This is a genomic window from Kribbella swartbergensis, from assembly GCF_054784135.1.
The window spans coordinates 309,104-335,256 of the sequence record NZ_BAAGPM010000017.1 but is presented as its reverse complement, the minus strand read 5'-3'; the positions used below and the strand labels follow the sequence as shown (position 1 = coordinate 335,256).

Genomic DNA, 26,153 nt, shown 5'->3' with positions numbered 1-26,153 from the left:
CTACGGGGCGTAGTGCTGGATGGCGTCTCCTGTGGACAGGTCGACCAGTGTGTGGGCGAGGGACCTGGCGTCGGCGAGGATCTCGTTGAGGTTGAGTTTGGTCAGTTGACGATCGCGGACGACGACCTCGCCGGCGACCAGGACCGTGACGACGTCGGACGAGCGGACGGAGTACACCAGGGCCGCCCTGGGGTCGTGGACCGGCTGGCAGTGCGGGCCGGAGAGGTCGATCAGGGCGATGTCGGCCTGCCGGCCTGGCTCCAGGGCACCGATCCGGTCGCCGAGGCCGGCCGCCGCGGCGCCGCCTCGGGTCGCGAGGCGCAGGGTGTCGGAGACGTTCATCCACTCGGCGTCCTGCTCACGTTGCTTCTGCGTCAACGCGACCATCCGCAGCGATTCCCAGACGTCGAGGGTGTTGTGCACGGCGGCGCCGTCGGTGCCGACGCCGACCTTCACACCGACGGATTGCAGCGCCTTGATCGGCGTGACCGTGCCCATCGCGAGCTTGAGGTAGACCTTCGGGCAACTGGCAACGGTAACGCGGTCGGCGTACCGCTCGAGGATGGGCAGGTCGGGCTCCCGGATCCCACAGCCGTGGGCGATCAGGGCACCTGCGTCGAGTACGCCGGTCCTCTCCAGGACCTGCACGGGTGTGACGCCGAGGCGGTCGACGGACGACTGCGTCTGGTCGTCGGTCTCGGCGGCGTGAAGATGGATACGGAATCCCTCCGCTCGTGCGATATCCGCCGTACGGCGTAGGTCGTCGTCGCTGACCGTGTACGTCGCGTGGGGTCCGAGGCTGGAGGTGATGCGCGGGCTTCGGCTTCGGAGGCCGCGGGTGGTCTCGATGGCGGCGTCGATGGCTTCGGGACCGACCGACGAGAAGAACGTGGGCGCCAGGTCGGCGCGGATGCCGGATTCGAGGGCCGCCTCGGCGATCTGGTCGGCGTGGAAGTAGTGGTCGACGAACGTGGTCACGCCGGAGAGCAGCATCTCGGCGCAGGCGAGTCGCGCGCCGACCCGGACGCGCTCGGGCGTCAGGTTCACCTCCATCGGCCAGATCCGCCGGTTGAACCAGTCGTCGATCGACACGTCCTCAGCCGCACCCCGCATCATCACCATCGGACTGTGCGTATGCGAGTTAACCAACCCCGGCACCGCCACCAACCCAGTCCCATCAACCACCTCCACCCCCACTCCTGCCCAAGCCGCTTCACCCCCATCACCCCAAACTTCCGGCTCAGCTCCACCCCGAGCCGCCTCTCCCCCGCCACGCTCCACCTCCGGCTCAGCTCCACCCCGAGCCGCCTCACCCCCACCACCCCGCACCTCGGACTGCGCTCCACCCCAAGCCGCGTCTCCCGCGCCACCCTGCACCCCGGACTCCGCTCCACCCCGAGCCGGCTCTCCCTCGGCACCCTCTGCCTCCGCAGACAAGGGTTGACCGATGACGGCCTGAGCAGCCGGGCTGTGGCCGGTGGGGGTGATGGCGGTGATGCGGTCGTTGTGGATGTGGATGTCTTGGGCCTCGTCGACGCGGCAGTCGCCGGACTTGGGGACGATCAGGACCGCGACGTTGCGGATCAGCAGGTGTGGCATCCGTCCTCCAGCCGGTCGGTCGTCGTACGCAGTCTCGTCCATGCGCCGGGCCATCCGGGCGGCCCCCGCCTCTGGCACGGCGTCGAACAAGGCGTGAGGGAACTCAGGGGAACACCTGTTCGAATCTGGGGGTATGGTGGAGATATGGCCGGTGATCTTCAGGGCTCGTTGCTGGATGCTTTCGAGGATCCCGCGCTGGGTTCGCTGGACGCGGTCCGGCGGACGGACCTCGGTCGCGGCGCGTGGATCGACGTACTGCCGCGGTGGCTCACCGGGGCGGATCAGGTGTACGAGCGGCTTGCGCGGGACGTGCCGTGGCAGGCCGAGCGGCGGCAGATGTACGACCGGGTGGTCGACGTGCCGCGCCTGCTCTGCTTCTACGGGGAGAACGAGAACCTGCCGTTGCCGATCCTCGACGAGGCGCGTGAGCTGCTCAGCCGGCACTACGCGGAGGAGCTGGGTGAGCCGTTCCGCACGGCGGGCCTGTGCTTCTACCGCGACGGCCGTGACAGCGTCGCCTGGCACGGCGACCGGATCGGCCGCGGGAACCACGAGGACACCATGGTCGCGATCCTCTCGGTCGGCGAACCCCGCGTGCTGGCACTCCGTCCGCGCCCCGGCGGCTCGAGCGGACCGGTCGGCTCCACGGTCCGGTATCCCCTCGGCCACGGCGATCTCATCGTCATGGGCGGCTCCTGCCAGCGCACCTGGGAACACGCCATCCCCAAAGCCTCCGGCCACGTCGGCCCCCGGATCAGCATCCAGTTCCGCCCTCGCGGCGTCCGCTGAGCCCCGTCCGGTTGCCGACCGGACTGCCGGGCCGACGGCCGCGTCATGCGACCGCTTGGGTGGTTTGGAGAGGTTGGTAGATGTGGTGGGCGGTGGCTATGTAGAAGCCGAGGAGCGGGACGCCGGCGGCTCGGCAGGTGTGGGTCGCGGCTGAGGCCCACTCGTTGTCCAGGGACGGCCAGGTGGGCGGGCCTGGGCGGCCCAGCGCCAGGAGCAGAGTCGTGCCGGGGGCCGTGCGGACGGCCGGCATGAACGGGGTCAGGGTCGACGTGCACACGTCGCCTGCGGCCAGGGAGCGCATGGAGTGCCCGAATTCGGACGGCAGGTCGCCGGAAGCCGGGGAGCGCGTGGACGGCCCGAACCCGGACGTCGGGTCGCCGGAAGCCGGGGAGGGAATGCGCTCGAACCCTGACGGCAGGTCGGACGCGGCCAGTGAGCGCGTGTGCTCGGACTCGGACGGCAGGCCGGCGGTGGCCAGGGAGTGCGGGCGGTGCCCGGACTCGGACGGCAGGCCGGCGGTGGCCAGGGAGCGGGTGCGGTGCTCGGACTCCGACTCGGACGGCAGGTCGGCGGCCGGGGAGTATGTCGGGTGGTCGGGCTGGGAGGGGAGGTCGATGGCGATTGCGGCTCGGTAGTGGGTGTTGGCGTCGCAGAGGACGACGGTGAAGGTGCCGCGGCGGCGGTCGCCGAGGCTCACCAGGAGGTCGACGACGTCGGCGGCGACCGTCGGATCGGAGAGTGGTTGGTCGGTCCAGGTCTGTGGGAGGTCTCGGAAGCTCATACCTAGAAGGTGCCGTCGTTCCGCCCCTGATTCCGGGTTGTCCACAGGCCAAAGTGGCCCAAGATTTGAGCGCTGAAGTGGATCTCCCTGCTGGGCCGCTGTGTTCCTAGGCTCAAGGTGGAGTCGAGCCGAGGGAGACCGGGATATGAGCATCACGACCGAGGGCAGCCGCAACGGGTGGGGCCGCGCCGCGAAGGTTGGGCGGGTGCTCCCGCCGGCCGGCGTTGCGCGCGACCTGGCGATGGCACAGTTGGTGAACTCCGTCGGGGACGGGGCATTCATCGTCACGTCGGCGTTGTTCTTCACCCGGGTGGTCGGGTTGTCGACGGCCCAGGTCGGCCTGGGACTGACGGTCGCCTGGCTCATCGGGTTTCTCACCGGCGTTCCGCTGGGCAACCTCGCCGACCGGAAGGGCGCGCGCGGCGTCGCCATCGTGCTGGCATTGACCACGGCGGCGTCGGTGGCGTCGTTCCTAATCGTCCGGAGCTTTCCGCTGTTCCTCGTCGCTGCGATCACGTACGCCAGCAGTCAGACCGGACTGACCGCAGCGCGTCAGGCACTGCTGGCAGGGCTCGTGCAGCCCGCCGAGCGGACCCGCATCCGCGCGTTCCTGCAGTCCACGATCAACGCCGGACTGGCAGTCGGCGCAGCGCTCGGCGGCATCGCGCTCCACTTCGACTCCGCTGCGGCGTACCTGACCGTCTTCGCTCTCGATGCTCTGAGCTTTCTGATCGCGGCCCGGCTCCTCCACCGAGTCCCGCCGGTCCCGGCCGTCACAAGGGTCCAGGGCGAGCCGCGCCTCGCCGTACTGCGTGACCGCCCGTACGCCGTACTCGCACTGCTGAACGCGATCATGCTGCTCTTCATGCCGCTCCTCAGCCTGGTCGCACCGCTGTGGATCGTCTCCCACACCGACGCGCCGGACTGGGTCGTGGCCTCGCTCCTCATCGTCAACACCATTGGAGTCACGCTGTTCCAGGTCCGGGCCGCGCGAGGCGTGCGAGACCTCCGCACAGCCACTCGGTCGATCCGGTACGCCGGAATCGCCATGCTGGCTGCGTGTGCGGTGTTCGCCGTGTCCGGCGTAAACCTGAGCGCCACGACAGCCGCCGTCGTACTGATCGCCGGTGCGGCACTCCTGACGCTCGGCGAGATGAAACTGGCGTCCGGCGCGTGGGAGATCAGCTTCGGACTGGCGCCCGCCGACAAGCAGGGGCAGTACCAGGGTTTCTTCGGCACCGGCCCGGCGATCGCCCGCATGCTCGGTCCGGCGCTGCTCACAACCGTCGTGCTCGGGTGGGGTCCGATCGGCTGGATCGCCGTCGGTGCACTGTTCCTGGGGACCAGTTGCGCAACTGGTCCCGCCGTACGATGGGCCGAGCGGACAAGGGCTGTCACCGTGGACGCCCCGCCGCCGCTGGTAGAGGAGAACGCCGCCTGATGGAGATTCCCGGACTGGTCGAGGTCACGACGTACGACGAACTGCGCGCCATCGTGCCGGCGCCACTGGCCGCCGCGGCCGGCAAGACCCGCAAGGAGCTGCACGAGCTGGACCGGCAGTGGCTGGCCGCGTCGCCGTTCTGCCTGGTCGCCACCTCGGCGGCGGACGGCACCTGTGACGTCTCCCCCAAGGGCGACCCGGCCGGGTTCACCAGGATCCTCGACGACAGCACGATCGCCATCCCGGAGCGCGCGGGCAACCGCCGGGTCGACGGGTTCGCCAACATCCTCACCAACCCGCACGTCGGGCTGATCTACTTCATCCCCGGCCGCGGCGACACGCTGCGGATCAACGGGCGGGCCCGGATCGTCAGGGAAGCCCCGTTCTTCGACGACATGATCGTCCGCGGCAACCGCCCGCAACTGGCCCTGCTGGTGGAGATCGAGGAGGTCTTCCACCACTGCTCGAAGTCGTTCCTGCGGTCGCAACTGTGGAAGCCGGAGACCTGGAACCCGGAGGCGATGCCGGCCCGGGCCCGGATCGCCAAGGCGCTGGAGCGCAAGGACGACGATCTGGCCGAGCTCGAGGAGTACTACGGTCCGGCGTACGAGAAGAAGATCTACGAGGTCAAGTACTGACCTACCGCGGACGGAGCAGGCCCGGATACTCCGTGGCGACGATGACACCTGACCGGGTCGGCCTCTACGGTTTCGTAGTGTGAGCACGACTGAGCCGACCACCACGCCGACCCTGGGGTCCCGGGTACGGCGGATTGCGCTGCCCGCGGTGCTCAGCGTGATCGCGGTGGTCGGTTCGTTCGGCGCCGCCAACGGCCAGACGGACCGCCGTGAGAGCGACTGGTTCATGGTGGTGCTGCTGCTGACCGCCACGGTGTCGCTGTACTGGCTGCGGAGCCACCCGATCCCGGTGCTGTGGGCAACGGTCGGTTCGACGCTGGTCTACATGCTGATGCAGTATCCGTACGGCCCGGTCGTCTTCGCGTTCGTGATCGCGGCCTTCACGGTGATCCGCCTCGGCCACCGGCTGGCGGGCTGGGTCGGCATCACGGCGCTGTACGTCGGTCACGTCGGCGGCCGGCTGATCCTCGGCATCAACGATGACGGCGTCTACCAGATCCTCCTCGTCGGCACGTGTTTCGTCGTCCTCGGATTCATCGCGGAACTGTTCCGCGCGCAGCGCGAGCGGGCCGTGGCGGCGGCCCGGACGCGCCGCGAGGCCGAGTTGCGGAAGGCCGGCGAGGAGCGACTGCGGATCGCGCAGGAACTGCACGACGTCGTGGCACACCACATCTCGCTGATCAACGTGCAGGCGTCGACCGCGCTCCACCTGGTCGACCGGCAGCCCGAGCAGGCCGGTCCCGCGCTGGCCGCGATCAAGGACGCAAGCAAGGAGGCACTGGTCGAACTGCGCTCGATCGTCGGGATCCTCCGGCAGTCGGACGAGTCGGCACCCCGGCAGCCGGTCACCGGGCTCGACCGGCTCGACCACCTGGTCAGCCGGACCTCACGCGCGGGCCTGGAGGTCCACACCGTCGTCCACGGCGAACCGCGACCGTTGCCGACCGGCCTGGACCGGGCGGCGTTCCGGATCATCCAGGAGTCGCTCACCAACGTCGTCCGGCACGCGAAGGCGACCGCCGCGACCGTTCGCATCCAGTACGGCGAACAGGCGCTCGTACTCCAGGTCGACGACAACGGCCGGTCCCTCACCGGTCCGCCGAAGGAGGGCAACGGCATCATCGGCATGCGCGAACGAGCCACCGCCCTCGGCGGCACCCTCACCGCCACCCGCACCCCTACCGGCGGCCTGCGCATCACCGCACAGCTACCGCTGTAGGCGGCGGCACGGGTCAGGGCATGCGGACGTGGGACGGGTTGAGGTCGGCCACACGGGAGACGCCCAGCAGAGCCATCGTGCGGCGGATCTCCTTGGTCAGGATCTCGGCGGCCCGGGCGACCCCGCGCTGTCCGCCGGCCATCAGGCCGTACAGGTAGGCACGGCCGACCAGGCAGGCGTCGGCGCCGAGGGCGATGGCGGCAACGATGTCGGCGCCGGACAGGATGCCGGTGTCGAGGTAGATCTCGGCGTCGCTTCCCACCGCCTTGCGGACGTCGGGGAGGATGCGCAGCGGTGTCGGCGCGCGGTCGAGCTGCCGGCCGCCGTGGTTGGAGAGCACGATCGCGTCGGCGCCGGCGTCGACCACCCGGCGGGCGTCCTCGACGGTCTGGATGCCCTTGACGATCAGCGGGCCGGACCAGATCGACCGCAGCCAGTTCAAGTCGTCGATCGTCATCGTCGGGTCGAACAGTGTGTCCAGCAGATCGGCGACCGTACCGTCCCAGCTGGACAGCGACGCGAAGGTCAACGGCCGCGTGGTCAGCAGGTTGGCCCACCACGCGGGGTGCAGCGACGCGTCCAGCACGGTCTTGGCGGTCAGCGTCGGCGGGATGGTGAAGCCGTTGCGTACGTCGCGCAGCCGGGCACCCGCGACCGGTACGTCGACCGTCAGCATCAGCGCCTCGTACCCGGCAGCGGCCGACCGCTTCACCAGGTCCTCGCCCGCGTCGCGGTCCTTCCACACGTACAGCTGGAACCACTTGCGCGCGTCCGGCGCGGCCGCGGCGACGTCCTCGATCGACGTCGTACCCATCGTGGACAGCGCGTACGGGATGCCGATCTGCTCGGCGACCTTGACGACCGCGTTCTCGCCCTCGTGGTTCATCATCCGGGTGAACCCGGTCGGCGCGAACGCGAACGGCAGCTCCGAGCGGCCGCCCAGGATCGACGTGCCCAGGTCGAGGTCGGACACGTCGCGCAGGATCGACGGCTGAAGCTCGAGCTCAGCGAACAGTTGCCGGGCCCGGCGCAGACTGATCTCCGCCTCGGCCGCGCCGTCGGTGTAGTCGAACACCGACCGCGGCGTGCGGCGCTTGGCGATCGCCCGCAGGTCGGGGATGGTGAGCGCCTTCTCCAGCCGGCGGTCGGTCGGGTTCACCGTGATCGGCTTCGGCCGCAGCAGCGGCTTGAGCTCGGACCATTTGGGTAGCTGTCGGTCGGTCATCAGTACTCCAAGGGCCGGCGGGCGGACCTGATCGTCCCTGGTCGTGTGGTCGGACCACAGCATATCCTGTGGTCCGACCACACAGGTAGAGTCGTCCGCATGGGGAACCGCGGGTGAAGAACTACGAGCTGGTCCTGCATCGGGTGGAGGCGGAGCTGGCGGCGGGGCGACTGCGGATCGGCGAGCGGCTGCCCGGCGAGCGGGTGCTGGCCGAGCAGCTGGGGATCAGCCGGCCGTCGGTGCGCGAGGCGGTCCGGGTGCTGGAGGCGATGGGTGTGGTCCGGACGGCCACCGGGTCGGGCCCCGAGGCCGGTGCGGTCATCGTGGCGGAGCCGGTGTCGCCGCTGACCGCCGTACTGCGGTTGCACCTGGCAACCAACCACCTGCCGATGGGTGACGTCGTCGAGACCCGGATCCTGCTGGAGTCCTGGGCCGCCCGGCAAGCCGCCGGGCGGCAGGTGGAGGCCGGTGAGCTCAAGCTCGCCGAGGACCTGCTGGACCAGATGGACGCCGACGGGTTGTCACCCGAGGAGTTCCATCTGCTCGACGCCGAGTTCCACGTGGCGTTGTCCGGCCTGGCGGGCAACGTGCTGATCGCGGCGGTGATGGCGTCGTTGCGGTCGGCGATCCACGGGTACGTCCTGGCCGCCGTACCGAACCTGCCGGACTGGGAGGCGACCACGGTCGGGCTGCGGGCCGAGCACCGCGCGATCCTGAAGGCGATCCGGACCGGTGCGCCGGACGCCGCCGCCGACCTGGTCACCGCCCACATCCGCGGCTTCTACCAGGCAGCCCGCCTCAACACGCCTTGACAGCGTTCGGCGGCAGACAGAGCGGGCCGGCGCAGGCCGAGGAAGACCGTGGCCGGCCTGGCCTGAGGATGGCTTAGCGTTGGCGCATGATTCGGGTGCTGCTGGCGGATGATCAGGCGTTGGTGCGGGCCGGGTTCCGGTCGCTGCTGAACGCCGAGGACGACATCACGGTGATCGGCGAGGTCTCGGACGGCGCCGAGGCGGTCGCGGTGGCGCGGGCGGAGAAGCCGGACGTCGTCCTGATGGACATCCGGATGCCGGGCACCGACGGGCTGGAGGCGACCCGCGAGATCGGCGCCGACCCGGACCTGGCCGACGTGCACGTGGTGATCCTGACGACGTTCGACCTGGACGAGTACGTGTTCGAGGCGCTGCGGGTCGGGGCCAGCGGGTTCCTGGTCAAGGACACCGAGCCGGTCGAACTGCTCCAGGCGGTCCGGGTGGTGGCGCGCGGTGACGCCCTCCTCTCCCCCGGCGTCACCCGGCGGCTGGTGGCGGAGTTCGCGACCCGGAGCCGGCAGCCGCACGCCAGCAAGGAACTCGACGTGCTCACCGACCGGGAGAAGGAGATCGTCGCCCTGGTCGGCGAAGGGCTGTCGAACGACGAGATCGCCGAGCGGCTCGTGCTGAGCCCGGCGACGGCCAAGACCCACGTCAGTCGCGCGATGATCAAACTCGGCGTCCGCGACCGCGCCCAACTCGTCGTCGTCGCCTACCAAACCGGCCTGGTCCGACCCGGCTGGCTGGGTTGACCTTCGACCCGCTCGCATCAACTTGGCCGACGACTACCGTCGGCTCGGCGAGACGGCCAAGGCCGAGGAGCACTTGAGTGCTGCGCGGGCGCGCCTGGACGTGCTGGGGGACGATGCGTACGGCGATCTCGTCCGAAAAGCCGTCGAGCATGTGACGGCAGCGCTTGCGGCTGGAAGCACACGCCGCTTGGAGTCCAACCCCAGCACCTGAGTACTCTGGCGGCGGTAGGCGCGGTCACTCCCGCTGGGCGACGCGGCCAACCGGCGTGGACCGGCAGTCTCGGGGTATGGATGCACTGGTTGAGGTCAGCGGGCTGACGAAGAGGTACGGCGACACCCTGGCGGTTGACGGTGTCGATCTGACGGTTCTTCCCGGGGAGGTGTACGGGTTCCTCGGGCCGAACGGGGCCGGGAAGACGACGACGCTCCGCATTCTCACCGGGCTGATCGCGCCGACCAGCGGCGAGGTCCGCGTGCTCGGCGGCGCACCCGGGCAGGCCGACGTACTCGGAAGGACCGGGTCGATGATCGAGTCGCCCGCGTTCTACCCGTACCTGTCCGGCCTGGACAACCTGCGGCTGCTGGCCGAGTACGCCGAGGTGCCGCGCCGGCGGATCGACGAGGTGCTGGAGCTGGTCGACCTGACCGACCGGGCCCGGGACCGGTTCTCGACGTACTCCCTGGGGATGAAGCAACGGCTCGGTGTCGCCGCGGCCCTGCTCAAGGATCCCGAACTGGTGATCCTGGACGAACCGACCAACGGGCTCGACCCGGCCGGGATGCGGGACATGCGCCGGCTGATCCGCGAGCTCGGCTCCGGCGGCCGGACCGTCCTGCTGTCCAGCCACCTGCTCGGCGAGGTGCAGCAGATCTGCGACCGGGTCGGGATCATCAACGCCGGCCGGATGGTTGCCGAGCACAACGTCGAGGACCTGCGCGGCGAACAGGAACTGGTCGTCCGGGCCGCGCCGCGGGACCGGGCCCAGTCGATCCTCACCGGCCTTCTCGGTGCCGGGGCCGTGCACCAGTACGACGAGACGCTGCGGGTGAAGGTGACGCCGGACAAGGCGGCCGAGGTGAACCGGATCCTGGTCGAGGCCGGGGTCGCGGTGTCGGAGTTGCACAGCACGGAACGGGCACTCGAGGACGTGTTCTTCGAGCTCACGAGCGAGGAGAAGGCCGATGTTCGGTAGTTACCGCGCGGAGGTGCTGAAGCTCCGCAAGCGCTCGGCGGTCTGGGTGCTGTTCGGCGCCGGGCTGGTCCTCAGCCTCGTGTTCGGCTACCTGCTGCCGTACCTGGGTTACGTCACGGGTGACGAGAACCCGCAGACCGACGGCGTACCGCGCGGCGAGGTGTTGCGCGGCATGCTGCCGGAGCGGGTGATGGACAACACGATCGGCGGCTATCCGGTGTTCGCCGGCGCGCTGGCGTTGGTGCTGGGTGCGATCGTGGTCGGCGGCGAGTACACCTGGGGCACGCTGAAGACGATCCTCACCCAGCGACCCGGCCGGAGCGCCGTACTGCTCTCGCAGTTCCTCGCCCTGGCGACCATGGTCGCCGTCTGGGTGCTGGGCATCTTCGCCGCCTGCGCGCTCTGCAGCATCGGGATCGCTGCCGCGGAGAACGGCTCGACGGACTGGCCCGGCGTGACGGCGATCCTGGAGGGACTCGGCGGCGGCTGGCTGGTGCTGATGATGTGGTGCCTGGCCGGCGCGGTCCTGGCCGTTGCCTTCCGCAACGTCGCGCTGCCGATCGGGCTCGGCGTGGTCTGGATTCTCGGGATCGAGACGTTGCTGGCCGGCGTGGTGAGCAGCCTGCTGCCCGATCTGGACGTGCTGTCCGACGCGCTGCCGGGCACGAACGCGGGCTCACTGGTGTTCAGCGTGACGGGTATGGCGGCCGCCGACGCACCGCCTGGTGTTCGCGATGCGGTCGGCGGCGGGCGAGCCCTGCTGACCTTGCTGGCCTACTGCACGATCTTCGCCGTACTCGCGGCCTGGACGACCCGGCGTCGCGACGTCACCTGATCCCTGCGTGGAACCCCGCGTGGACCAGGGCGAGCTCGCAGAACATCGCGTTCGCCCAGGAGAACCACTCCCGGGTGAAGACGGCCGGATCGTCGACGTGGAAGGACTCGTGCATCTGACCCGTACCGCCGGTGGTGTCGCGGAGGAGCTCCAGCAACTGCTGGCGCTCCTCCGCCGACGTGCTCGTCAATCCCTGCACGGCAAGGGCGATCGGCCACACATGGTGCGGCGGGGTGTGCGGGCTGCCGATCCCGACCGCGTGCTCGCCGCGGTAGTAGTACGGATTCTCGGCGCTCAGTAGCAGCTTTCGGGTGGCGAGGTACGTCGGGTCGTCCGCGGCGGCGTACCCGGTCAGCGGGATCGACAGCAGGCTGGGCATGTTGGCGTCGTCCATCAGCAGCGACCCGCCCATGCCGTCGACCTCGTAGGCGTAGACCCGGCCGTGGACCGGGTGCTCGACGATCCCGTGCCGGGCGATGCCGTCGTCGATGTCGGCCTTCAACGCCTTGGCCCGATCCGCCAGCGGCTCGTCCCGCAGCACCTCGGTCGCGATCTCCTCCAGGTAGCCCAGCACCACCGACGCGAACATGTTGCCCGGCACGTTGAACCCGAGCTCGGTCGCGTCGTCACTCGGGCGGAACGCACTCCACGACATCCCGGTCGGCCGGGTCAGCCGGCCGCGTCCGTCCCGGACCAGGGTGTCGGTCGGTACGTCGTCGTGCCGCTGGAACCGGTACGCCGACCTGTTCTCGTGATCCTGCTCGATCGTCCACACCTCGATGATCGCCTCGGCCGCGGCCCTGAACCGCTCGTCGATCACGTCGGCGCGGCCGGTGATCCGCCACAACCGGTAGGCCAGCTCGAGCGGAAAGCAGAGGGAGTCGATCTCGTACTTGCGTTCCCACACCCACGGCGACATCTCGGTCTCGTCGGTGACGTGACCGGCGCCGTTGGCCTCCCGGTTGAACGCGTTCGCGTACGGGTCCAGGACGACGTACTCGAGTTGCCGGTGCAGGACGCCGATCAGCACGACCTGCAGCGCTGGGTCCAGCGGGCACAGCAGCAGGTACGGCCGGAGCTGGGCCGCCGAGTCGCGCAACCACATCGCCGGGATGTCGCCGGTGAGCACGAACGTCGTCCCGTCCGGGAGCCGCTCGGCGACCGCGGGCAGGTTCTCCGCCATCGACCGCCGGACCATTTCCGCGATCACCGCGTCCCCGGTCGCCCGGCGAACCTCCTCGGCGGCCCGGCCCAGCACCTCGGCATCGATCATCAACAACGTCACCTTTCACCAACGAGTTCGCGTTCCGGCAGCACCGACGGGTTCGGCGAGAAAGTTCGGTCCAGGACCAGGCTGGCGGCGCCGATCGCGCCGACGTCGGCGCCGAGCGCCGTACCTGCGACCGTGAAGGGGTGGACGGCGCGGACCAGGAAGCGTTCTTCCAGCGCGGCCTGCACGGCGTCGCCGAAGAACGGGGCCAGCTGCTCCCAGTGCGGACCGCCGAACACGACCCGCTCGAGGTCGAGCAGGTTCGCGATGTCCTCGACCACCTTGGCGATCCGCTCGGCCAGGGCGGCAACGATCTCCCGCGCGACGCCCGGGCCCTGCCCCGCCACCGAGCACAGCCGGGCGAACGCCGCGTCGACCGCCTGCCGGTCGTCCAGATCGATGCCCTGGGCAAGTACTCCGGCCTGGACCGCCTGCTGCACCAGGTACCGCGGCTGACTCGTCTCGCCGGCACAGCCGCGCCGGCCGCAGTAGCAGACCGGGCCGTCCGGGTCGACGATCACGTGACCGATCTCGCCGACGTTGCTGGACGAGCCGCGGACGACCTCGTCGCCGATCACGAGTCCGGCCCCGATCCCGGTGCCGAGGTAGAAGAACACGAAGCTGCCGCGTCCGTTCGGACCACCGGCCCACTTCTCCGCCGACGCCGCGGCGGTCACGTCCTTGTCCAGCAGGACCGGCAGACCGGTCCGCTCACGCAGTGCGTCCCGCAACGGCACGAGATGCCAGGCGGCCAGGTTCGGCGGATCGACGACGACACCACGCTCGACGTCGATCGGTCCCGGCGCGGCGATCCCGGCGCCGACCACACGCTCCCGTGGGGCACCGGCTTCGGCGATGACGTGCTCGACCGTCGCGGCGATTCCGTCGATCAGTACCTCGGGGTTGTCGCCGTACGGCGTCTCCATCCGTCGCCGGGCCACGACATCACCGGTCAGGTCGAGCACCACGACCGTGACCACCGCGGGGTCGAGATGGACGCCGACGGCGTACTGGCCGGTGGGTTCGAGTTCGAGCAACGTCCGTGGCTTCCCGAGCCCGTTGCTCTTCTGCCGGCCGGCCTCACGGACGAGACCGGCCTCGAGCAGCCGGCGGGTGATGTTCGAGATCGCCTGCCCGGAGAGCCCGGTCGCCTCGGCGAGTTCCACCCGGCTCAGTTTCTCGTCGGTACGGCGGATCGCGTCGAGCACGACGGCGTCGTTGAACCCGCCGACCCGATCCAGGTTCGTCCCCCGGCGTACGGCCACAAATCCCCCAGACTCACGGTGAAACCGGATCAGCGACCCACGGACGTGACCAGTCATAGTGGATCGTCTCGGCGCCGGATCGCCACGTGGTCGGCGTGGTGTTCACCAGCCAGTCGACCGGCTCGATCCCGGACGCGTCGCCACCACTGAGCGCCAACCGTATACCTTCGCTCAGCGCGCGGTCCGACTGCTCCGTCCGCGCGGCCGGATCGACCGAGACGAACAGCGCCGTACCCGATCGGGCGACCAGGTCGAGGAAGCGCCGGTTCAGCTCCCAGGGCGTCTCCGGCGTACACGGCACACAATCGGCGTCGACGGTGAAGAACCGGTTGTGCTGCGGCAACCGGAACGCGAGCGTGTTCACGCCCATCTTCCGGGTCCGCTCCCAGTCGCGTCCGGAGGTGTCGTCACCGGTCCGCTGGACGTCGACCAGCCCGGCCGCGAGGTGGCCGACGGTATTGCAGCCGATCAGTACGACGTCGCGCGCGGCCGACCGGACCTCGCGGTAGAACGCCAGCACGATCTCGGCCGTCGTCCGCGTCGGGTCGTGGAACCGCCAGCCGCTGCTGGTCAGCTCCGACCCCATCGCGGGTCCGAAGCATCCGAACACGTCATACGTGCTGAAGTCGTGCTTGACCAGCTCGAAGCCCCAGTCCTTGAACCGCTGCAGATCCGTGCGGACGAGGTCCAGGACCTCCGGGTACGAAGGGTCGAGCGCCCGGCCGTCCCCGACGCCGGCACGCCCCCACCGACCGGGCTCGCGGACCTGGAGCGGGCGGAACCACAGACCGGGACGCGCACCGATCGCCTTGATCGCGGCGGCGGTGCCGGCCATGTCGTCGAAGACTCCTGGAGTGCCGACGTCCCACGGCCCGCCCGACGCGATCCCGCCCGGGTACCAGCCGTCGTCGACCACGCTGAACGGTTTGACCGGGTGACCGTCGGCGAGCTCGACGATGGTGGTCGCGTCCTGGAGGACGGCCTTCTCGTCGAAGTTCTCGCCGTACGCGTAGTACCAGTTGTTCGCCCCGACCACCGGCGCGGGCTCAGGTCGCGCCGGTAGCCGGGAACTCATGGCGGCGACCGCAGCGTGCAGGGTCAGCCACGGGGTGCCGGCGTCGTCGAACCGCCGTACGGTCGCGGCGGTGAGAGTCCGGCCGCCGAGCTGGGTCGGGCCGCCGCCGTTGCGGAGGTCGAGCCAGAGCGTGAAGCCGCCGGCGTCGACCGTCCACGAGCAGAACGCGTTCGGCTGGACGTCGACGCCGGCGCCGGTGGTGCGGCCGGTGCGCGGGTCGTGCGCCAGGAAGTACCACGGCAGCAGTCGCTCGGGTTGCTGGTGCCGCCACTGCAGGTCGCCGTACGAGCGTTCCCAGGCGTCGCCGAGGATCATGGCCTCGGCGGGCAGCGGTTCGGACCAGCGGATCGCGACGCGGGAGACGGTGTGCGCGCCGACCTCGACGGAGCCGTCGGACCAGCGCACTTGCACACCGGCCGCCGACCAGACGGCGCCGGTGCGGACGGCTGTGGTCAGGGTGTCCGAGGGGCCGACCTGGACGAAGACCGCGCTCGGTTCGTTCACCTGACTCCCTTGCGGACGGAATTTCCCCACGGACTTTAGTTAGTCGTCGGAGACAGCGTCAAGGCTCTCCACAGCCGCGACCAGACGGTCGACATCGGAGTGGTCGGTGTACGGCGCGAGGCCGGCTCGGACGGCTCCCGCGGCGCCCAGACCGAGGTGGCGGGCCGGCTCGTAGGCGTAGAACGAACCGGCCGGCGCGTTCACGTTCACGGCCGCGAGACGCTCCGCGACCGCTGACGGCGTCCAGCCGTCCACAGTGAAGAGCAGTGTCGGCGTACGGCGTGACGCGTGGCCGTAGAGCTTCACACCGGGGATCGCGGCCAGCCGCGCCTCCAGCTCGTCCCGCAGGTTGTCCTCGTACTCCTCGACGAGCGCCAGCGAGCTCTGCAACCGCTCGCGTCGAGTCGACCCGGTGCCGCCGAGCCCAGCCAGGAAGTCGACGGCCGCGGTGGTGCCGGCGAGCAACTCGTACGGCAGCGTGCCCAGCTCGAAGCGCTCCGGTACGACGTCCGTCGCGGGCGCGAGCTTGTCCGGCCGCAGCGTCTCCAGCAGCTCCGGCGAAGCGGTGAGCGCACCGAGATGCGGGCCGAAGAACTTGTACGGCGAGCAGACGTAGAAGTCGGCGTACGACGCATCGATCGGGGCGTGCGCGGTCAGATGGACGCCGTCGACGTACAGGAGCGCACCGGCCTGGTGAACGAGCTCGGCGATGCGGACCGTGTCGGGGCGGGTCCCGATCAGGTTGGACGCGCCGGTGACCGCGACCAGCCGGGTGCGCTCGTTGAGCAGCGGTGAGATGTCGTCCAGCTCGGACGTCTCGGTGTCGAAGCCGACCCAGCGGACCGTGGCACCGACCGCCTCCGCGGCCTGCACCCACGGGCGGACGTTCGCGTCGTGGTCCAGCCGGGAGACGACGACTTCGTCACCCGGCTTCCAGGTCTTCGCCAGCGTCCGGGAGAAGTCGTACGTCAGCTGCGTCATGCTGCGGCCGAACACGATGCCGCGCGGGTCCGTGCCGAGCAGGTCGCCGACCGCCTCCCGGGCGCCCACGACGATCTCGTCGGCCCGGCGTTCGGCCACGGTGAGCGTGCCGCGGTTGGCCAGCGCCGACGTCATCGTGGTCGCGACCGCGTCGGCGACCACCTGCGGGGTCTGCGAACCGCCGGGACCGTCGAAGTGCGCGGCCCCTTCGTCGAGGGCGGGGAACTGCTTGCGGACCGAGACGACGTCGAAGGCAGCCATGCCGTCATCCTCTCGCCTCGGCCGCGGCGGCGGCCATCCGGTGTCCATTTCCCACCATGCGCTGCCCGATGCTGGGCAAATTTGCACGAAATGTCGGAGAGGTGGTGCAGGATGTCAGGAGTGAGCACCGTGACGACTACTGACCGGGTCCCGCTGCAGGCCTGGCTTCCGACGATGCTGGCCCTGGCGGCCATCTGGGGTTGCAGCTTCCTGTTCATCTCCGTCGGCGTACGGGAACTGCATCCGCTCTACCTGGCGCTCGGGCGGGTCGTCGCCGGGTCGCTGGTGCTGCTGATCATCCTGGCCGTGAAGCGGGAGTCGCTTCCCCGCGAGCCGCGGCTCTGGGTGCACTCGTTCGTGGTCGGCGCGGTCGGCTCGGCGATCCCGTGGACGTTGTTCGGGTACGGCGAGCAGCGCATTCCGTCCCTCCTGGCGGGGATCTGGAACGGCATCACCCCGCTCGTCGTGCTGCCGATCGCCGTACTGATCTTCCGGACCGAGACGTTCTCGCTGCAGCGGGTGCTCGGGTTGATCGTCGGGTTCGGCGGCATGCTCGTCGTCCTCGGCGCGTGGAATGTCGACGGCGGTGCTGACCTGACCGGTCAGCTCCTGTGCATGCTGGCGGCGGTCTGCTACGGCTTCGCGGTGCCATACCAGAAGCGGTTCCTGGCCGGCTCGACGTTGTCCGGTACGGCGCTGTCCGCCAGCCTGCTGATCTGCGCGGCGGTCCAGCTCGCGATCGTCGCCCCACTCGCGACCCGGGAGGCGCCGCCGGTGCCGTGGTCGCTGTCGATCGAGGTGATCGGCAGCGTCCTCGCGCTGGGTGCCCTCGGCAGCGGGCTCGCGTTCGTACTGAGCATGCGCAACATCCGGCTGATCGGTGCGAGCCGGTCCTCGATGGTGACGTACCTGATGCCGCTGTTCTCGATCCTGGTCGGCGTGATCGTGCTCCACGAGCACATCACGTGGTACCAGCCGGTCGGCGCGTTGGTCGTCCTGCTCGGTGTCGCGGTCTCCCAAGGCGTACTGCGGAACCTGCGGCGCAAACCGGCGCTCGCCGCGGAGGCGTCAGCGGCGTAGGTGCGGAGGCGTCAGCGGCGTAGGTTCGGCACCGCGGCGACCACCACGGCGACCAGTGCCAGCACGGTCCCGGCGACGACCGGGAGCGTGACGGCCTTGTCGGCGGCCGGGACGAACAGGTCGATGAACAGGCTGGCGATCAGCTGACCGGCGATCGTCCCGAGGCCGAGCACGAACACGCCGACCACGCGGACCACAGCCGCGGCCGCACTGATGAAGATCACACCGCAGGCGCCGCCGAAGTACAGCCAGGGCTCACTCGGCAGGTGATGCGGCACGCCGCGCATCGCCAGGTCGGCGAGGAAGACCGCGAGCAGGGCGACGAACCCGACGAGGAAGTTCACCACGCCGGCCGCAACCGCGCCGTACGCGTCCCGGGAGGCGGTCCGCGCGACACGACCGTTGATGGCCTGCTGGACCGCCGTACCGATACCGCCCAGTGCGGGCAGTACGGCGAGCAGGAGGCCGTCCGGGTGGCTCAGCTGCGAGGACACCGCGAGTACGACGGCCGCCAGCGCGAGGACGGCTCCGACGACGCGGAGCGTGGTGTACGGCTGGGGACCTGCCGGACCGAAGCCGAGGCGGTCGACGACCAGACTGCTGACCGCCTGGCCGGCCACCACCGCGACCGTGAAGACGGCCACGCCGATCACGGACACGGTGATCGACTGGGTCGCCACCAGGAACGCACCGGCCACTCCCCCGAGGCACTGCCACCACCGCAGACCGCCGTGACCGCGCATCGGCGTACGGATCGCCTGCCACACGTTGCCGAGGGAACGGCGGATCTGCGGCACGAGCGCCGTACCGATGAGCAGGATCAGCAGGCCGGACCCGAACGAGATCAGCGCGGCCGCGACCCCGTCGGCCAGGACATGGCCGAGTTCGCCGTTGAGCCGGGACTGGATCGCGACCAGCATCCCGATGCCGAAGGCTGCACTCAGACCGACCAACTGGTACCGCTGGGCCGAGTGAGGAGGACGGGTGGCGGTCGTTGTCACCCCTCCATCATGACCGTCGCGGCTCTTGCTCCTGACAGCAGGTCCACACTATGACCGCCGGATCAGGGCCAGATACATCGCGTCGGTGCCGTGCAGGTGCGGCCAGAGCTGGACGTCGGGGCCGTCGCCGAGGTCGGGTACGCCGGGGAACAGGGCCCGCGCGTCCTCGAGGTGAGCATCGTCACGCTTGCCGAGTACGGCGTCGACCACGGCGCGGGTCTCGTCGGGATGCGGTGAGCAGGTGACGTACGCCACCACGCCGCCCGGCCGCGCCGAGGTGATCGCCGAGTCGAGCAGGTCTTCTTGCAATGGCCGCAGTTCGACCACGTCTTCCGGCGTACGGCGCCAGCGAGCTTCCGGGCGGCGGCGTAGCGCTCCGAGGCCGCTGCAGGGGACGTCGGCGAGCACGCGGTCGAACGACCCGGCCGGCCAGGTCGGCTTGGTCCCGTCGCCGACCAGGACCTTGTGATCGCCGGGCATCGCGCGGAGGTTGGCGCGAACGAGTTCGGCCCGGTGCTTGAGCGGCTCGACGGCCGTCAGTTGACCGTCACGCTGGTGAACGAGCGCCGCGAGCAGGGCGGACTTTCCGCCCGGGCCGGCGCAGAGATCCAGCCACTTCGTGTCCGGCCCGTCGATCGGAGCCGTCGCCAACGCGACCGCCACCAACTGCGACCCCTCGTCCTGCACGCCGGCCCGACCGGTCGCCACCGCCTGGATCCGCCCCGGATCACCCCCGCCCTGCAAGACGGCCGCGTACGGCGACCACTTCGCCCGCGACGCACCCGCCTCGACCAACTCGTCCACCTCCGCCACCCCAGGCCGAGCCACCAACGTCACCCGAGCCGGCTCGTTGTCCGCCTCCAGCAACTGCTCCAGCCCGTCTTCGAGGGTCCGGGCGAAGGCTTCGAGGATCCAGCGGGGGTGGGCCTTGGCGATCGCCAGGTAGCCGAGGTAGTCCTCGTCGGGTGGCGGAGCTACAGTCGCGATCCACTGGTCGAAGGTGCGCTGACTGATCTTGCGGAGGACGGCGTTGACCAGACCGCTGCGCTTCTGGCCGATCTCGGCGCGGGTCAAGGTGACCATCTCGCTGACCGCGGCGTACGAGTCGACGCGCATCCGCAGCAACTGATGCGTGCCGAGGCGAAGGATGTCGAGCAACTCCGGGTCGAGATCGGCGAGCGGACGCGACACGCTGCGCGCGAGAAAGGCGTCGTACGTGCCCTGCCACCGCAATGTCCCATGCACGAGCTCGGTGCAGAACGCGGCGTCCCGGCCGCCGAGACGTTGCTCACGCAGCGCCTTGTTGAGCGCAAGGTTCGCGTACCCACCCTCGGCGGTCACCTGCCGGACGACCTGGTACGCCACCCGGCGAACCCGGTCCGGCCGCCGCTGCGGAGCCCGGTTACGCGGCGTGCGATCCGTCACAGGGACGACCCCAGCCTGTCCTCTTCGGTGAGGCGGACACCTCGGGCCCAATCGGCCGCGGACATCGGCTTCTTCCCCTGCGGCTGAACGGTCACCAGCTCGACCGCCTTGCTGCCGGTGCCGACCTTCACACTCGACTTGGTCGCCTGCAGCTCACCGGGCTTCAGATCCTCGTCGGTCAGCCGTACGGCGAGCACCTTCAGCCGCTCGCCGCGGAACGTCGTCCACGCCCCCGGCGCCGGGTTGCAGCCACGCACCAGCCGGTCGACCCGCTGCGCCGGCGCACTCAGATCCAGCTCGGCGTCCTCGACCGTGATCTTCGGCGCCAGCGTGACACCGTCGGCCGGCTGCTCCCGCGCCTCGAGTACGCCGGCCTCGATCCCGTCCAGCGTGTCGACCAGCAGCTTGGCGCCGGACTCGGCCAGCCGGGTGAGCAGATCGCCCGCGGTGTCCCCGGGACCGATCGGCTCGGTCAGCACGCCGTACACCGGGCCGGCGTCGAGCGCCTTCACGATCCGGAACGTGCTCGCCCCGGTCACGTCGTCACCGGCGATGATCGCGTGCTGCACCGGCGCCGCACCCCGCCAGGCCGGTAGCACCGAGAAGTGCAGGTTGATCCAGCCGTGCTCCGGAATGTCCAACGCTGCCTGCGGCAACAAACCGCCGTACGCGACGACCGGGCAGCAGTCCGGCGCGATCTCCCGCAGCCGGGCCAGGAACTCCGGGTCGCTCGGCTTCACCGGTTTCAGCGTCTCGATCCCGAGTTCCTCGGCGAGCTGCGCGACCGGGGACGCGACCAGCTTGCGACCACGACCGGCGGGGGCGTCCGGGCGGGTGACGACGGCAACCACTTCGTGGCGGCTGGCAACAATCGCCCGAAGGGCGGTGACGGCCGGCTCCGGCGTACCGGCGAAGACGACTCTCACAAGCCGAATCCGTTCGCTCCGTGGGGGGAGACCTTGACCTTCGGCATGCCGCCGAGACCGGACCAGTCCGCCTCGCGGATCGCTTTCATCGCCTGCTTGCGGGTCTCGGTGTCGAGCCGGTCGATGAACAGTACGCCGTCCAGGTGGTCGGTCTCGTGCTGGATGCACCGGGCCAGCAGGTCCGAGCCCTCGATCACCACCGCGTCGCCGTACATGTTGAACCCCTTGGCGATCACCGACTGGGCCCGCCGGCAGTCGAAGGTGAGGCCGGGGATGGACAGACAACCCTCTGGGCCGAACTGCTCGTCGTCGGACAGCGTCAGCTCCGGGTTGATCAGGTGCCCGACCTCGCCCTCGACGTTGTAGGTGAAGACGCGCAGGCCGACACCGATCTGGGGCGCGGCCAGGCCGGCGCCGGGAGCGGCCAGCATGGTGTCGGTGAGGTCCTGGACCAGGCGGCGCAACTCGGCGTCGAAGTCGACGACCGGCGCGGCCTTCGTGGTCAGGACGGGGTCGCCGAACAGGCGGATGGGTGTGACCGACAACAGACTCTCCACAGCGCTCCACGGACCTGGACCTGGCAAGTCTAGTTGGGTCGGGCGGTGCGCTCCGGGCGGGAGGGGGCCTCCCCTTTGTTGCCACAAGCACGTACTGTGGTCTCAGGCGTACCTACAGTCACAACCGTCACACGCCCAACGGGAGACCCAATGCCCACAGCAGCACGGGGGGCAACTCTGATCCTCCTCGGTGCCTTACTCGCGCAGGCACCCCTGACCGCTTCGGCCTACGAACCGCGCGACCGCACGGCGACCGCCGCCGCACCCACCGCCGCGGTCCCCTCCCCTGCGGTCCCCTCCACCGCAGGTCCTTCTGCCGTCGTCCCGTCCGCAGCGCCGACCACCGCGGTGCCGTCCAGCGAGCCGACCGCCGCGCCTGCCGCCCGCAGTTGGAGTGAGCTGGCGAAACAGGTCGCCGAGACCTCACCCGACGATCTGGAACTGCGATCTGCCGACACCTCGGCCAAGGCGTCGTCGGTGATGCGGTGCTTCCGGCTCGAGGAGGAGAACTACTGCCTCGGGTTGGGCTTCGTGGATCAGGTTCCGTCCGGGGCTCAGCTGCAGGAGCTGCTCGCGCCGCCGAGCGAGCGGTCCGACGGTGAGGTCGGCGTCGAGCAGGACATCCCGACGGGAGCTCTCACACCCCAGGCCTTCGTCGCCGAGCGTGCGTCGATGCCGAAGAGCGCCCGAGTCAACGCCGAGCTGGACGAGATGCAGTCCGCCTGGGACGGCCGCGACAAGGCCCGCACCCTCCGCCTGCTGGACAGCGGGAGCCAGAGGACTGCCGAGGACGGGGGAGTTGAGGAACAGGCAGGAGGGCAGGGTGAAGCTGTCCCGCCGAACCCCACGATGAGCCCGACCACCCCCCCGAGGTCTACACCTACGCCGACGCGGAGTGTGCCTACTTGGGGGACGCCTACGCCGGTGGGGCCGGTGACGTTGCCGGGGTCGGCGTACATCATGAAGGGGTTCCAGACCTCGCAGGAGAAGGGGTACTGGTGTGGGCCGGCGGCGTTCCAGTCGATCGACTGGGCCGACGACAACCAGCGGGACACCCAGGCGTCCTGGGCCAAGGACCTCGGCACCACGACGTCCGGTACGGCGATCACCGCGATGGTCAAGCAGACCAACCTGAAGACCAACTGGGACCTCGCGGCCGGCACCTACATCGTCCAGAGCGTCGCCCACTGGAACGCGCAGAAGTTCTTCACCGTGCACCAGAACCACCTCGGCGACGGGCAGCCGGCGCCGATCATCGAGCACACCCAGCTGCTGAAGCGGTACTTCCCGTACCTCGCGTTCAACCACTCCGGCCACTACCAGGTCGGCCGCGGGTACGACCGGGCGAAGGGCACGATCGCGATCTTCGAGGTGTTCAACGAGCGCCGGTTCAACAGCCGCGGCAACGTCACCGACGGCCCGAAGAACATCCCGGCGACCGCCCTGTTCAACGCGACCCTGGCCAACTCCTTCAAGAACATCGGTCTCTGACTCCATGCCCCGACCACGCCGCCGTACACCGCTGGCGGCCGCAGCCGTCCTGCTGCTCGTCGCCGGCTGCTCCTCCGCACCTCAGGACTCCGGCACGAGCAACCCGTCCGCTCCACCGACCAGTCCCAGTACGACGAGCCCGACCACCGGCCCGACGCCGTCAGCGCCCTCGGACGCCGGTACGGCGTTGCCGGTGTGGACGAAGATGATGCGGCAACCGGTCGACGGGCTGCACCTGGTCACACAGCAGCGGAAGTACCTCGTCACCCGCGGCAGCGACGAGGCGGGAACGACGATCATCGCCGACCGGGCGACCAAGAAGGTGGTCGTCCGGCACGTTCCGCAGACCGGCTTCGTCGCGCAGTCACCGGTGGTGATCGACGACCGCTGGGCCCTGATCGAGGACATCCGGTCCGAGGGGCCGAATCCCGAGATCAGGGCGTACCGGTACGACCTGACGACCGGCCGGCCGACCAACCTTGGCAAGCAGCTACCGCCGGTCTCCGAGCCGGAGATCGGCGCGTACGACGGCACGTTCGCCTACAGCTCCACCGACGCCCGCAACCGGTCCTGCCTGATCGTCGCCGAACTGGCCACGCTCCAGTCGCGCACCGTGGCCTGCGTGGCGAACCCCGGGTACGTCGCCGACCCGGTGCTGTCGGCTGACACGGTGACGTTCAGCGAGATCACCGCACCGGAGACCACGCGCCGCTGCAAACGCATCCTGACCGCCTCGCTCTCCGGCGGTCCGGCCAGGCCGGTGCCGGCGGCAACGAAGTGCATCCAGTGGAGCGGTGCCTCCTTGCGCGGGGCAACGGTGTGGTCCGAGGTCGCCGCCGCCGACCCGGACCAGTACCAGAGCAAGGCGTACCTCCGGGAGTCGGCCGACTCCCCCGCCCGCCCGCTCGGCGTGATCGTCACCGACACGATCATCGCCTGCGGCCACTGGATCTTCTGGGAGACCAGAACCGTCGACGACGGCAACGAGGCGTACCAGATCAACCGCTGGCGACCAGGCCTGCCGAAGCCGCAGCGCATCTACACCGGCAAGCCCGGCACGGTGTTGACGCCATTGACGTGCCAGGACGACACCGTGTACGTCGAGGCGGCCCAGCTCGCGACCACCCCGTCATACACCGAAACCTTCTCCGCCCCGGCCGCCTGACGGGCGCCGACTACTCGAGCGGCAGACCGCGGGCCCGCAGGTGGCCGCGGAGTGTGGCGGCGTCGGTGAATAGTTCGGCGTCGATGCCGACCGCGCGGGCGCCGTCGACGTTGTACTGCATGTCGTCGGTGTAGAACGTGCGGGCCGGGTCCAGGTCGTACCGCTCGAGCAGGATCCGGTAGATCTTCTCGTCCGGCTTCACCGCCGCCTCTACACCGGACACCACCTCACCGTCGAACCCGGTCAGGATCGGGAACGACTGCTTCGCGATCTCCCACTTGTCGGCCGAGAAGTTGGTCAGCGCGTACGTCGGGACGCCCAGCTCGCGCACCTCGGTGACGAGCGCGGCGGTGTCCTCGAAGACACCCTTGACCATCTTCAGCCAGCCGGTGTCGTAGGCCTCGATCCACTCGGCATGCTCGGGGTGCAGCGCGGTCAGCTCCGCGATCGCCTCGGCCCACGGCCGGCCCGCGTCCTGCTGGTGGTTCCAGTCCGGCGTCGTCACCTCGGCCAGGAACCTGGTCCGCTGCTCCTCGTCCGGAATCAGCTCGGCGTACAGATAGTCGGGGCTCCAGTCCAGCAGCACCCCGCCGATGTCGAACACCACCACGTCGATCGTCCGCTCCGTCATACCGGCAACCCTATGCGGTCGCCGCGTTGGCGGCGGCTCGCGCGTGCAGCGCCGGGGCCAGCGCGAACTGGCCGATGAAGATCACCACGCCGAGCAGTGCGCAGCCGAGCCAGGTGACAGTCGGGCCGAAGGACTCCAGGGAGTTGGTCCCGGCGAGCGGCCCGACCACGGTGCCGATGCCGAACGCCATCCCGGACATCCCCAGGTAGCGGCCGCGGAGGTCGACCGGGGCGAGGTCGGCGAACACCGCACCGATCACGGCCGCGAACCCGATCTCCCCGATCGTCCAGACCACCACCGACAGTCCGTAGCCCCACCAGTCGTCCACGGCCGCGCCGAGGCCGAACCCGAGGCCGACGACCAGCATCGACACGGCCAGCAACTTCGGCCGGTCGTACTTCGCCAGCCGCTTGCCGAGGAACGGCTGCAGCAGCACGATCACGACCCCGTTGAGAGCGATGACGAGTCCGTACGTCGAGGACGGCAGGTCGTCGGCCGCCATCGCCAGCGGCAGCGTCGAGTAGCCCTGGAAGTAGATGGTGGCGTAGCCGATCTGGAGCAGGATCATCAGCAGGAACACGGTGTCCCGGAGTGCCACCGGCAGGAGCGGCCGGCGCGGAGTGCCGTCGTCCAGGGTCGGTCGGCTTTCCGGCACCATCGCCCAGATCACCACACCGGCGATCACCGACGTCGCGGCGTTCAGCCAGAAGAGCAGGCCGTAGCCGATCGAGGCCAGCACACCCGCGCTGACGGTCGAGATTGAGAAGCCGAGGTTGATCGCCCAGAACAGCAGACCGTACGCGCGGACCCGCTCACTCGGCTGCAGCAGGTCGGCCACCGTCGCCTGGACCGCGGGGCGGAACAGGTCGCTGAGCAGGCCGACCACGAACGCAGCCACCCAGATCATCACCATCGACCGGGCCGAGCCGAGCAGGACGAGCGCGGCGCCGGTGCCGAAGAAGCAGGTCAGCATGGTCAGGCGGCGCCCGACACGGTCGGCCAGCCAGCCGCCGACGAGCTGCGACGCCACCGAGCCGGCACCGACAGCGGCCGCCACGGCACCCGCCGTACCGGCGGACAGGTGGCGGTCCTGGGTCAGGTAGAGGACGAGGAACGGCTGGACGAAACTGCCGAGCCGGTTGACCAGCTGGCACACCCAGAGCGCCCAGAACGCCCGCGGCAGCGCGGGAGCCGGCGTGTCGACGGTGGCGGTAGCACTCATGGGGACAACTCTCGG

At 70.0% G+C, this 26,153-nt stretch carries 25 protein-coding genes; 12 read left to right on the top strand and 13 right to left on the bottom strand.

The genetic code is table 11. The annotated features are described in order from the left end of the window. A complete protein-coding gene (locus ACYVOK_RS13460; RefSeq protein ID WP_460662696.1) occupies positions 1 to 1,599 on the bottom strand; it encodes an amidohydrolase in 1,599 nt (532 codons plus the stop codon). A gap of 144 nt (positions 1,600 to 1,743) precedes the next feature. Between ACYVOK_RS13460 and ACYVOK_RS13455 the strand changes: the two genes are divergently transcribed. Beyond that, positions 1,744 to 2,388 carry an alpha-ketoglutarate-dependent dioxygenase AlkB gene (locus ACYVOK_RS13455; RefSeq protein WP_460662695.1) on the top strand — a complete coding sequence of 215 codons (645 nt, stop codon included), beginning with the start codon at positions 1,744 to 1,746 and terminating at the stop codon, positions 2,386 to 2,388. Between the two features lie 43 nt (positions 2,389 to 2,431). Here the strand turns inward: ACYVOK_RS13455 and ACYVOK_RS13450 are convergent, their stop codons facing one another. Further along, positions 2,432 to 3,169: a hypothetical protein gene (locus ACYVOK_RS13450; RefSeq protein WP_460662694.1), complete on the bottom strand. Its 738-nt coding sequence runs from the start codon at positions 3,167 to 3,169 to the stop codon at positions 2,432 to 2,434. Between the two features lie 145 nt (positions 3,170 to 3,314). Here ACYVOK_RS13450 and ACYVOK_RS13445 point away from each other — a divergent pair, with 145 nt between their 5' ends. From ACYVOK_RS13445 to ACYVOK_RS13435, 3 genes are all read left to right on the top strand, one after another. Next, positions 3,315 to 4,610 (top strand): MFS transporter, encoded by a 1,296-nt coding sequence (locus ACYVOK_RS13445; RefSeq protein ID WP_460662693.1) that lies wholly within the window; start codon positions 3,315 to 3,317, stop codon positions 4,608 to 4,610. Next, positions 4,610 to 5,248 (top strand): pyridoxamine 5'-phosphate oxidase family protein, encoded by a 639-nt coding sequence (locus tag ACYVOK_RS13440; RefSeq protein ID WP_460662692.1) that lies wholly within the window; start codon positions 4,610 to 4,612, stop codon positions 5,246 to 5,248. The genes ACYVOK_RS13445 and ACYVOK_RS13440 overlap by 1 nt, the downstream gene beginning before the upstream one ends. Before the next feature lie 79 nt (positions 5,249 to 5,327). Then, positions 5,328 to 6,467 carry a sensor histidine kinase gene (locus ACYVOK_RS13435; protein ID WP_460662691.1) on the top strand — a complete coding sequence of 380 codons (1,140 nt, stop codon included), beginning with the start codon at positions 5,328 to 5,330 and terminating at the stop codon, positions 6,465 to 6,467. A gap of 13 nt (positions 6,468 to 6,480) precedes the next feature. Here the strand turns inward: ACYVOK_RS13435 and ACYVOK_RS13430 are convergent, their stop codons facing one another. Continuing rightward, positions 6,481 to 7,692: an alpha-hydroxy acid oxidase gene (locus ACYVOK_RS13430; RefSeq protein ID WP_460662690.1), complete on the bottom strand. Its 1,212-nt coding sequence runs from the start codon at positions 7,690 to 7,692 to the stop codon at positions 6,481 to 6,483. A 113-nt stretch (positions 7,693 to 7,805) separates the two neighbouring features. Here ACYVOK_RS13430 and ACYVOK_RS13425 point away from each other — a divergent pair, with 113 nt between their 5' ends. The 5 genes from ACYVOK_RS13425 to ACYVOK_RS13405 all read left to right on the top strand — a co-directional run bounded on the left by ACYVOK_RS13425 (position 7,806) and on the right by ACYVOK_RS13405 (position 11,284). Continuing rightward, complete coding sequence (locus ACYVOK_RS13425; protein ID WP_460662689.1) at positions 7,806 to 8,504, top strand: FadR/GntR family transcriptional regulator; 699 nt, start codon at positions 7,806 to 7,808, stop codon at positions 8,502 to 8,504. Positions 8,505 to 8,590: 86 nt separating this feature from the next. Beyond that, entirely contained in the window at positions 8,591 to 9,256 is a 666-nt protein-coding gene (locus ACYVOK_RS13420) for a response regulator (protein ID WP_460662688.1), read from the top strand. 22 nt (positions 9,257 to 9,278) lie between these two features. Next, a complete protein-coding gene (locus ACYVOK_RS13415; RefSeq protein ID WP_460662687.1) occupies positions 9,279 to 9,467 on the top strand; it encodes a hypothetical protein in 189 nt (62 codons plus the stop codon). 76 nt (positions 9,468 to 9,543) lie between these two features. Next, the gene (locus ACYVOK_RS13410; protein ID WP_460662686.1) at positions 9,544 to 10,449 is read left to right on the top strand and encodes an ABC transporter ATP-binding protein; all 906 of its coding nucleotides are present in this window, start codon (positions 9,544 to 9,546) and stop codon (positions 10,447 to 10,449) included. After that, positions 10,439 to 11,284, top strand: coding sequence for an ABC transporter permease subunit (locus ACYVOK_RS13405; protein WP_460662685.1), 846 nt, complete (start codon positions 10,439 to 10,441; stop codon positions 11,282 to 11,284). Before ACYVOK_RS13410 ends, ACYVOK_RS13405 begins: the two co-directional genes overlap by 11 nt. Here the strand turns inward: ACYVOK_RS13405 and ACYVOK_RS13400 are convergent. Genes ACYVOK_RS13400 through ACYVOK_RS13385 form a run of 4 tightly spaced genes read right to left on the bottom strand, consistent with a single transcriptional unit; the run spans position 11,277 to position 16,640 of the window. Beyond that, complete coding sequence (locus tag ACYVOK_RS13400) at positions 11,277 to 12,557, bottom strand: glycoside hydrolase family 125 protein (protein WP_460662684.1); 1,281 nt, start codon at positions 12,555 to 12,557, stop codon at positions 11,277 to 11,279. The genes ACYVOK_RS13405 and ACYVOK_RS13400 overlap by 8 nt on opposite strands. Before the next feature lie 8 nt (positions 12,558 to 12,565). After that, entirely contained in the window at positions 12,566 to 13,819 is a 1,254-nt protein-coding gene (locus ACYVOK_RS13395; RefSeq protein ID WP_460662683.1) for an ROK family transcriptional regulator, read from the bottom strand. Between the two features lie 13 nt (positions 13,820 to 13,832). Beyond that, positions 13,833 to 15,398 (bottom strand): alpha-amylase family protein, encoded by a 1,566-nt coding sequence (locus ACYVOK_RS13390; RefSeq protein WP_460662682.1) that lies wholly within the window; start codon positions 15,396 to 15,398, stop codon positions 13,833 to 13,835. 39 nt (positions 15,399 to 15,437) lie between these two features. Further along, positions 15,438 to 16,640, bottom strand: coding sequence for a cysteine desulfurase-like protein (locus ACYVOK_RS13385; RefSeq protein WP_460662681.1), 1,203 nt, complete (start codon positions 16,638 to 16,640; stop codon positions 15,438 to 15,440). 129 nt (positions 16,641 to 16,769) lie between these two features. On the opposite strand from ACYVOK_RS13385, the gene ACYVOK_RS13380 reads away from it, so the two are divergent. Then, positions 16,770 to 17,720 (top strand): DMT family transporter, encoded by a 951-nt coding sequence (locus ACYVOK_RS13380; protein WP_460662680.1) that lies wholly within the window; start codon positions 16,770 to 16,772, stop codon positions 17,718 to 17,720. A gap of 11 nt (positions 17,721 to 17,731) precedes the next feature. Here the strand turns inward: ACYVOK_RS13380 and ACYVOK_RS13375 are convergent, their stop codons facing one another. The 4 genes from ACYVOK_RS13375 to def are packed head-to-tail and all read right to left on the bottom strand — an operon-like array spanning position 17,732 to position 21,629. After that, the gene (locus tag ACYVOK_RS13375) at positions 17,732 to 18,721 is read right to left on the bottom strand and encodes a DMT family transporter (protein WP_460662679.1); all 990 of its coding nucleotides are present in this window, start codon (positions 18,719 to 18,721) and stop codon (positions 17,732 to 17,734) included. A 48-nt stretch (positions 18,722 to 18,769) separates the two neighbouring features. Further along, positions 18,770 to 20,146 carry an RsmB/NOP family class I SAM-dependent RNA methyltransferase gene (locus ACYVOK_RS13370; RefSeq protein WP_460662678.1) on the bottom strand — a complete coding sequence of 459 codons (1,377 nt, stop codon included), beginning with the start codon at positions 20,144 to 20,146 and terminating at the stop codon, positions 18,770 to 18,772. Continuing rightward, positions 20,143 to 21,072, bottom strand: a complete 930-nt coding sequence (fmt, locus tag ACYVOK_RS13365) for a methionyl-tRNA formyltransferase (RefSeq protein ID WP_460662677.1) — start codon at positions 21,070 to 21,072, stop codon at positions 20,143 to 20,145. The genes ACYVOK_RS13370 and fmt overlap by 4 nt, the downstream gene beginning before the upstream one ends. Then, positions 21,069 to 21,629, bottom strand: coding sequence for a peptide deformylase (gene def, locus ACYVOK_RS13360; protein ID WP_460662676.1), 561 nt, complete (start codon positions 21,627 to 21,629; stop codon positions 21,069 to 21,071). The genes fmt and def overlap by 4 nt, the downstream gene beginning before the upstream one ends. 150 nt (positions 21,630 to 21,779) lie before the next feature. On the opposite strand from def, the gene ACYVOK_RS13355 reads away from it, so the two are divergent. Both ACYVOK_RS13355 and ACYVOK_RS13350 read left to right on the top strand, forming a co-directional pair. Beyond that, a complete protein-coding gene (locus tag ACYVOK_RS13355) occupies positions 21,780 to 23,120 on the top strand; it encodes a C39 family peptidase (RefSeq protein WP_460662675.1) in 1,341 nt (446 codons plus the stop codon). A gap of 4 nt (positions 23,121 to 23,124) precedes the next feature. Next, positions 23,125 to 24,285 carry a hypothetical protein gene (locus ACYVOK_RS13350; protein ID WP_460662674.1) on the top strand — a complete coding sequence of 387 codons (1,161 nt, stop codon included), beginning with the start codon at positions 23,125 to 23,127 and terminating at the stop codon, positions 24,283 to 24,285. Positions 24,286 to 24,295: 10 nt separating this feature from the next. Here ACYVOK_RS13350 and ACYVOK_RS13345 read toward each other — a convergent pair whose 3' ends face one another. After that, positions 24,296 to 24,916 carry an HAD family hydrolase gene (locus ACYVOK_RS13345; protein ID WP_460662673.1) on the bottom strand — a complete coding sequence of 207 codons (621 nt, stop codon included), beginning with the start codon at positions 24,914 to 24,916 and terminating at the stop codon, positions 24,296 to 24,298. Between the two features lie 10 nt (positions 24,917 to 24,926). Continuing rightward, on the bottom strand, positions 24,927 to 26,138 hold the full coding sequence (locus tag ACYVOK_RS13340) for an MDR family MFS transporter (RefSeq protein ID WP_460662672.1): 1,212 nt from the start codon (positions 26,136 to 26,138) through the stop codon (positions 24,927 to 24,929). Between the last annotated feature and the right edge of the window lie 15 nt (positions 26,139 to 26,153).

What these genes read in the sequence shown, in the direction of transcription:
- ACYVOK_RS13410 (WP_460662686.1), top strand. Translation starts at nt 9,544, where the DNA reads ATGGATGCACTGGTTGAGGTCAGCGGGCTGACGAAGAGGTACGGCGAC.
- ACYVOK_RS13345 (WP_460662673.1), bottom strand. Translation starts at nt 24,916, where the DNA reads ATGACGGAGCGGACGATCGACGTGGTGGTGTTCGACATCGGCGGGGTG.
- ACYVOK_RS13400 (WP_460662684.1), bottom strand. Translation starts at nt 12,557, where the DNA reads ATGATCGATGCCGAGGTGCTGGGCCGGGCCGCCGAGGAGGTTCGCCGG.
- ACYVOK_RS13350 (WP_460662674.1), top strand. Translation starts at nt 23,125, where the DNA reads ATGCCCCGACCACGCCGCCGTACACCGCTGGCGGCCGCAGCCGTCCTG.
- ACYVOK_RS13385 (WP_460662681.1), bottom strand. Translation starts at nt 16,640, where the DNA reads ATGGCTGCCTTCGACGTCGTCTCGGTCCGCAAGCAGTTCCCCGCCCTC.
- ACYVOK_RS13445 (WP_460662693.1), top strand. Translation starts at nt 3,315, where the DNA reads ATGAGCATCACGACCGAGGGCAGCCGCAACGGGTGGGGCCGCGCCGCG.
- ACYVOK_RS13455 (WP_460662695.1), top strand. Translation starts at nt 1,744, where the DNA reads ATGGCCGGTGATCTTCAGGGCTCGTTGCTGGATGCTTTCGAGGATCCC.
- ACYVOK_RS13430 (WP_460662690.1), bottom strand. Translation starts at nt 7,692, where the DNA reads ATGACCGACCGACAGCTACCCAAATGGTCCGAGCTCAAGCCGCTGCTG.
- ACYVOK_RS13460 (WP_460662696.1), bottom strand. Translation starts at nt 1,599, where the DNA reads ATGCCACACCTGCTGATCCGCAACGTCGCGGTCCTGATCGTCCCCAAG.
- ACYVOK_RS13355 (WP_460662675.1), top strand. Translation starts at nt 21,780, where the DNA reads ATGCCCACAGCAGCACGGGGGGCAACTCTGATCCTCCTCGGTGCCTTA.
- ACYVOK_RS13450 (WP_460662694.1), bottom strand. Translation starts at nt 3,169, where the DNA reads ATGAGCTTCCGAGACCTCCCACAGACCTGGACCGACCAACCACTCTCC.
- ACYVOK_RS13440 (WP_460662692.1), top strand. Translation starts at nt 4,610, where the DNA reads ATGGAGATTCCCGGACTGGTCGAGGTCACGACGTACGACGAACTGCGC.
- ACYVOK_RS13420 (WP_460662688.1), top strand. Translation starts at nt 8,591, where the DNA reads ATGATTCGGGTGCTGCTGGCGGATGATCAGGCGTTGGTGCGGGCCGGG.
- ACYVOK_RS13405 (WP_460662685.1), top strand. Translation starts at nt 10,439, where the DNA reads ATGTTCGGTAGTTACCGCGCGGAGGTGCTGAAGCTCCGCAAGCGCTCG.
- ACYVOK_RS13340 (WP_460662672.1), bottom strand. Translation starts at nt 26,138, where the DNA reads ATGAGTGCTACCGCCACCGTCGACACGCCGGCTCCCGCGCTGCCGCGG.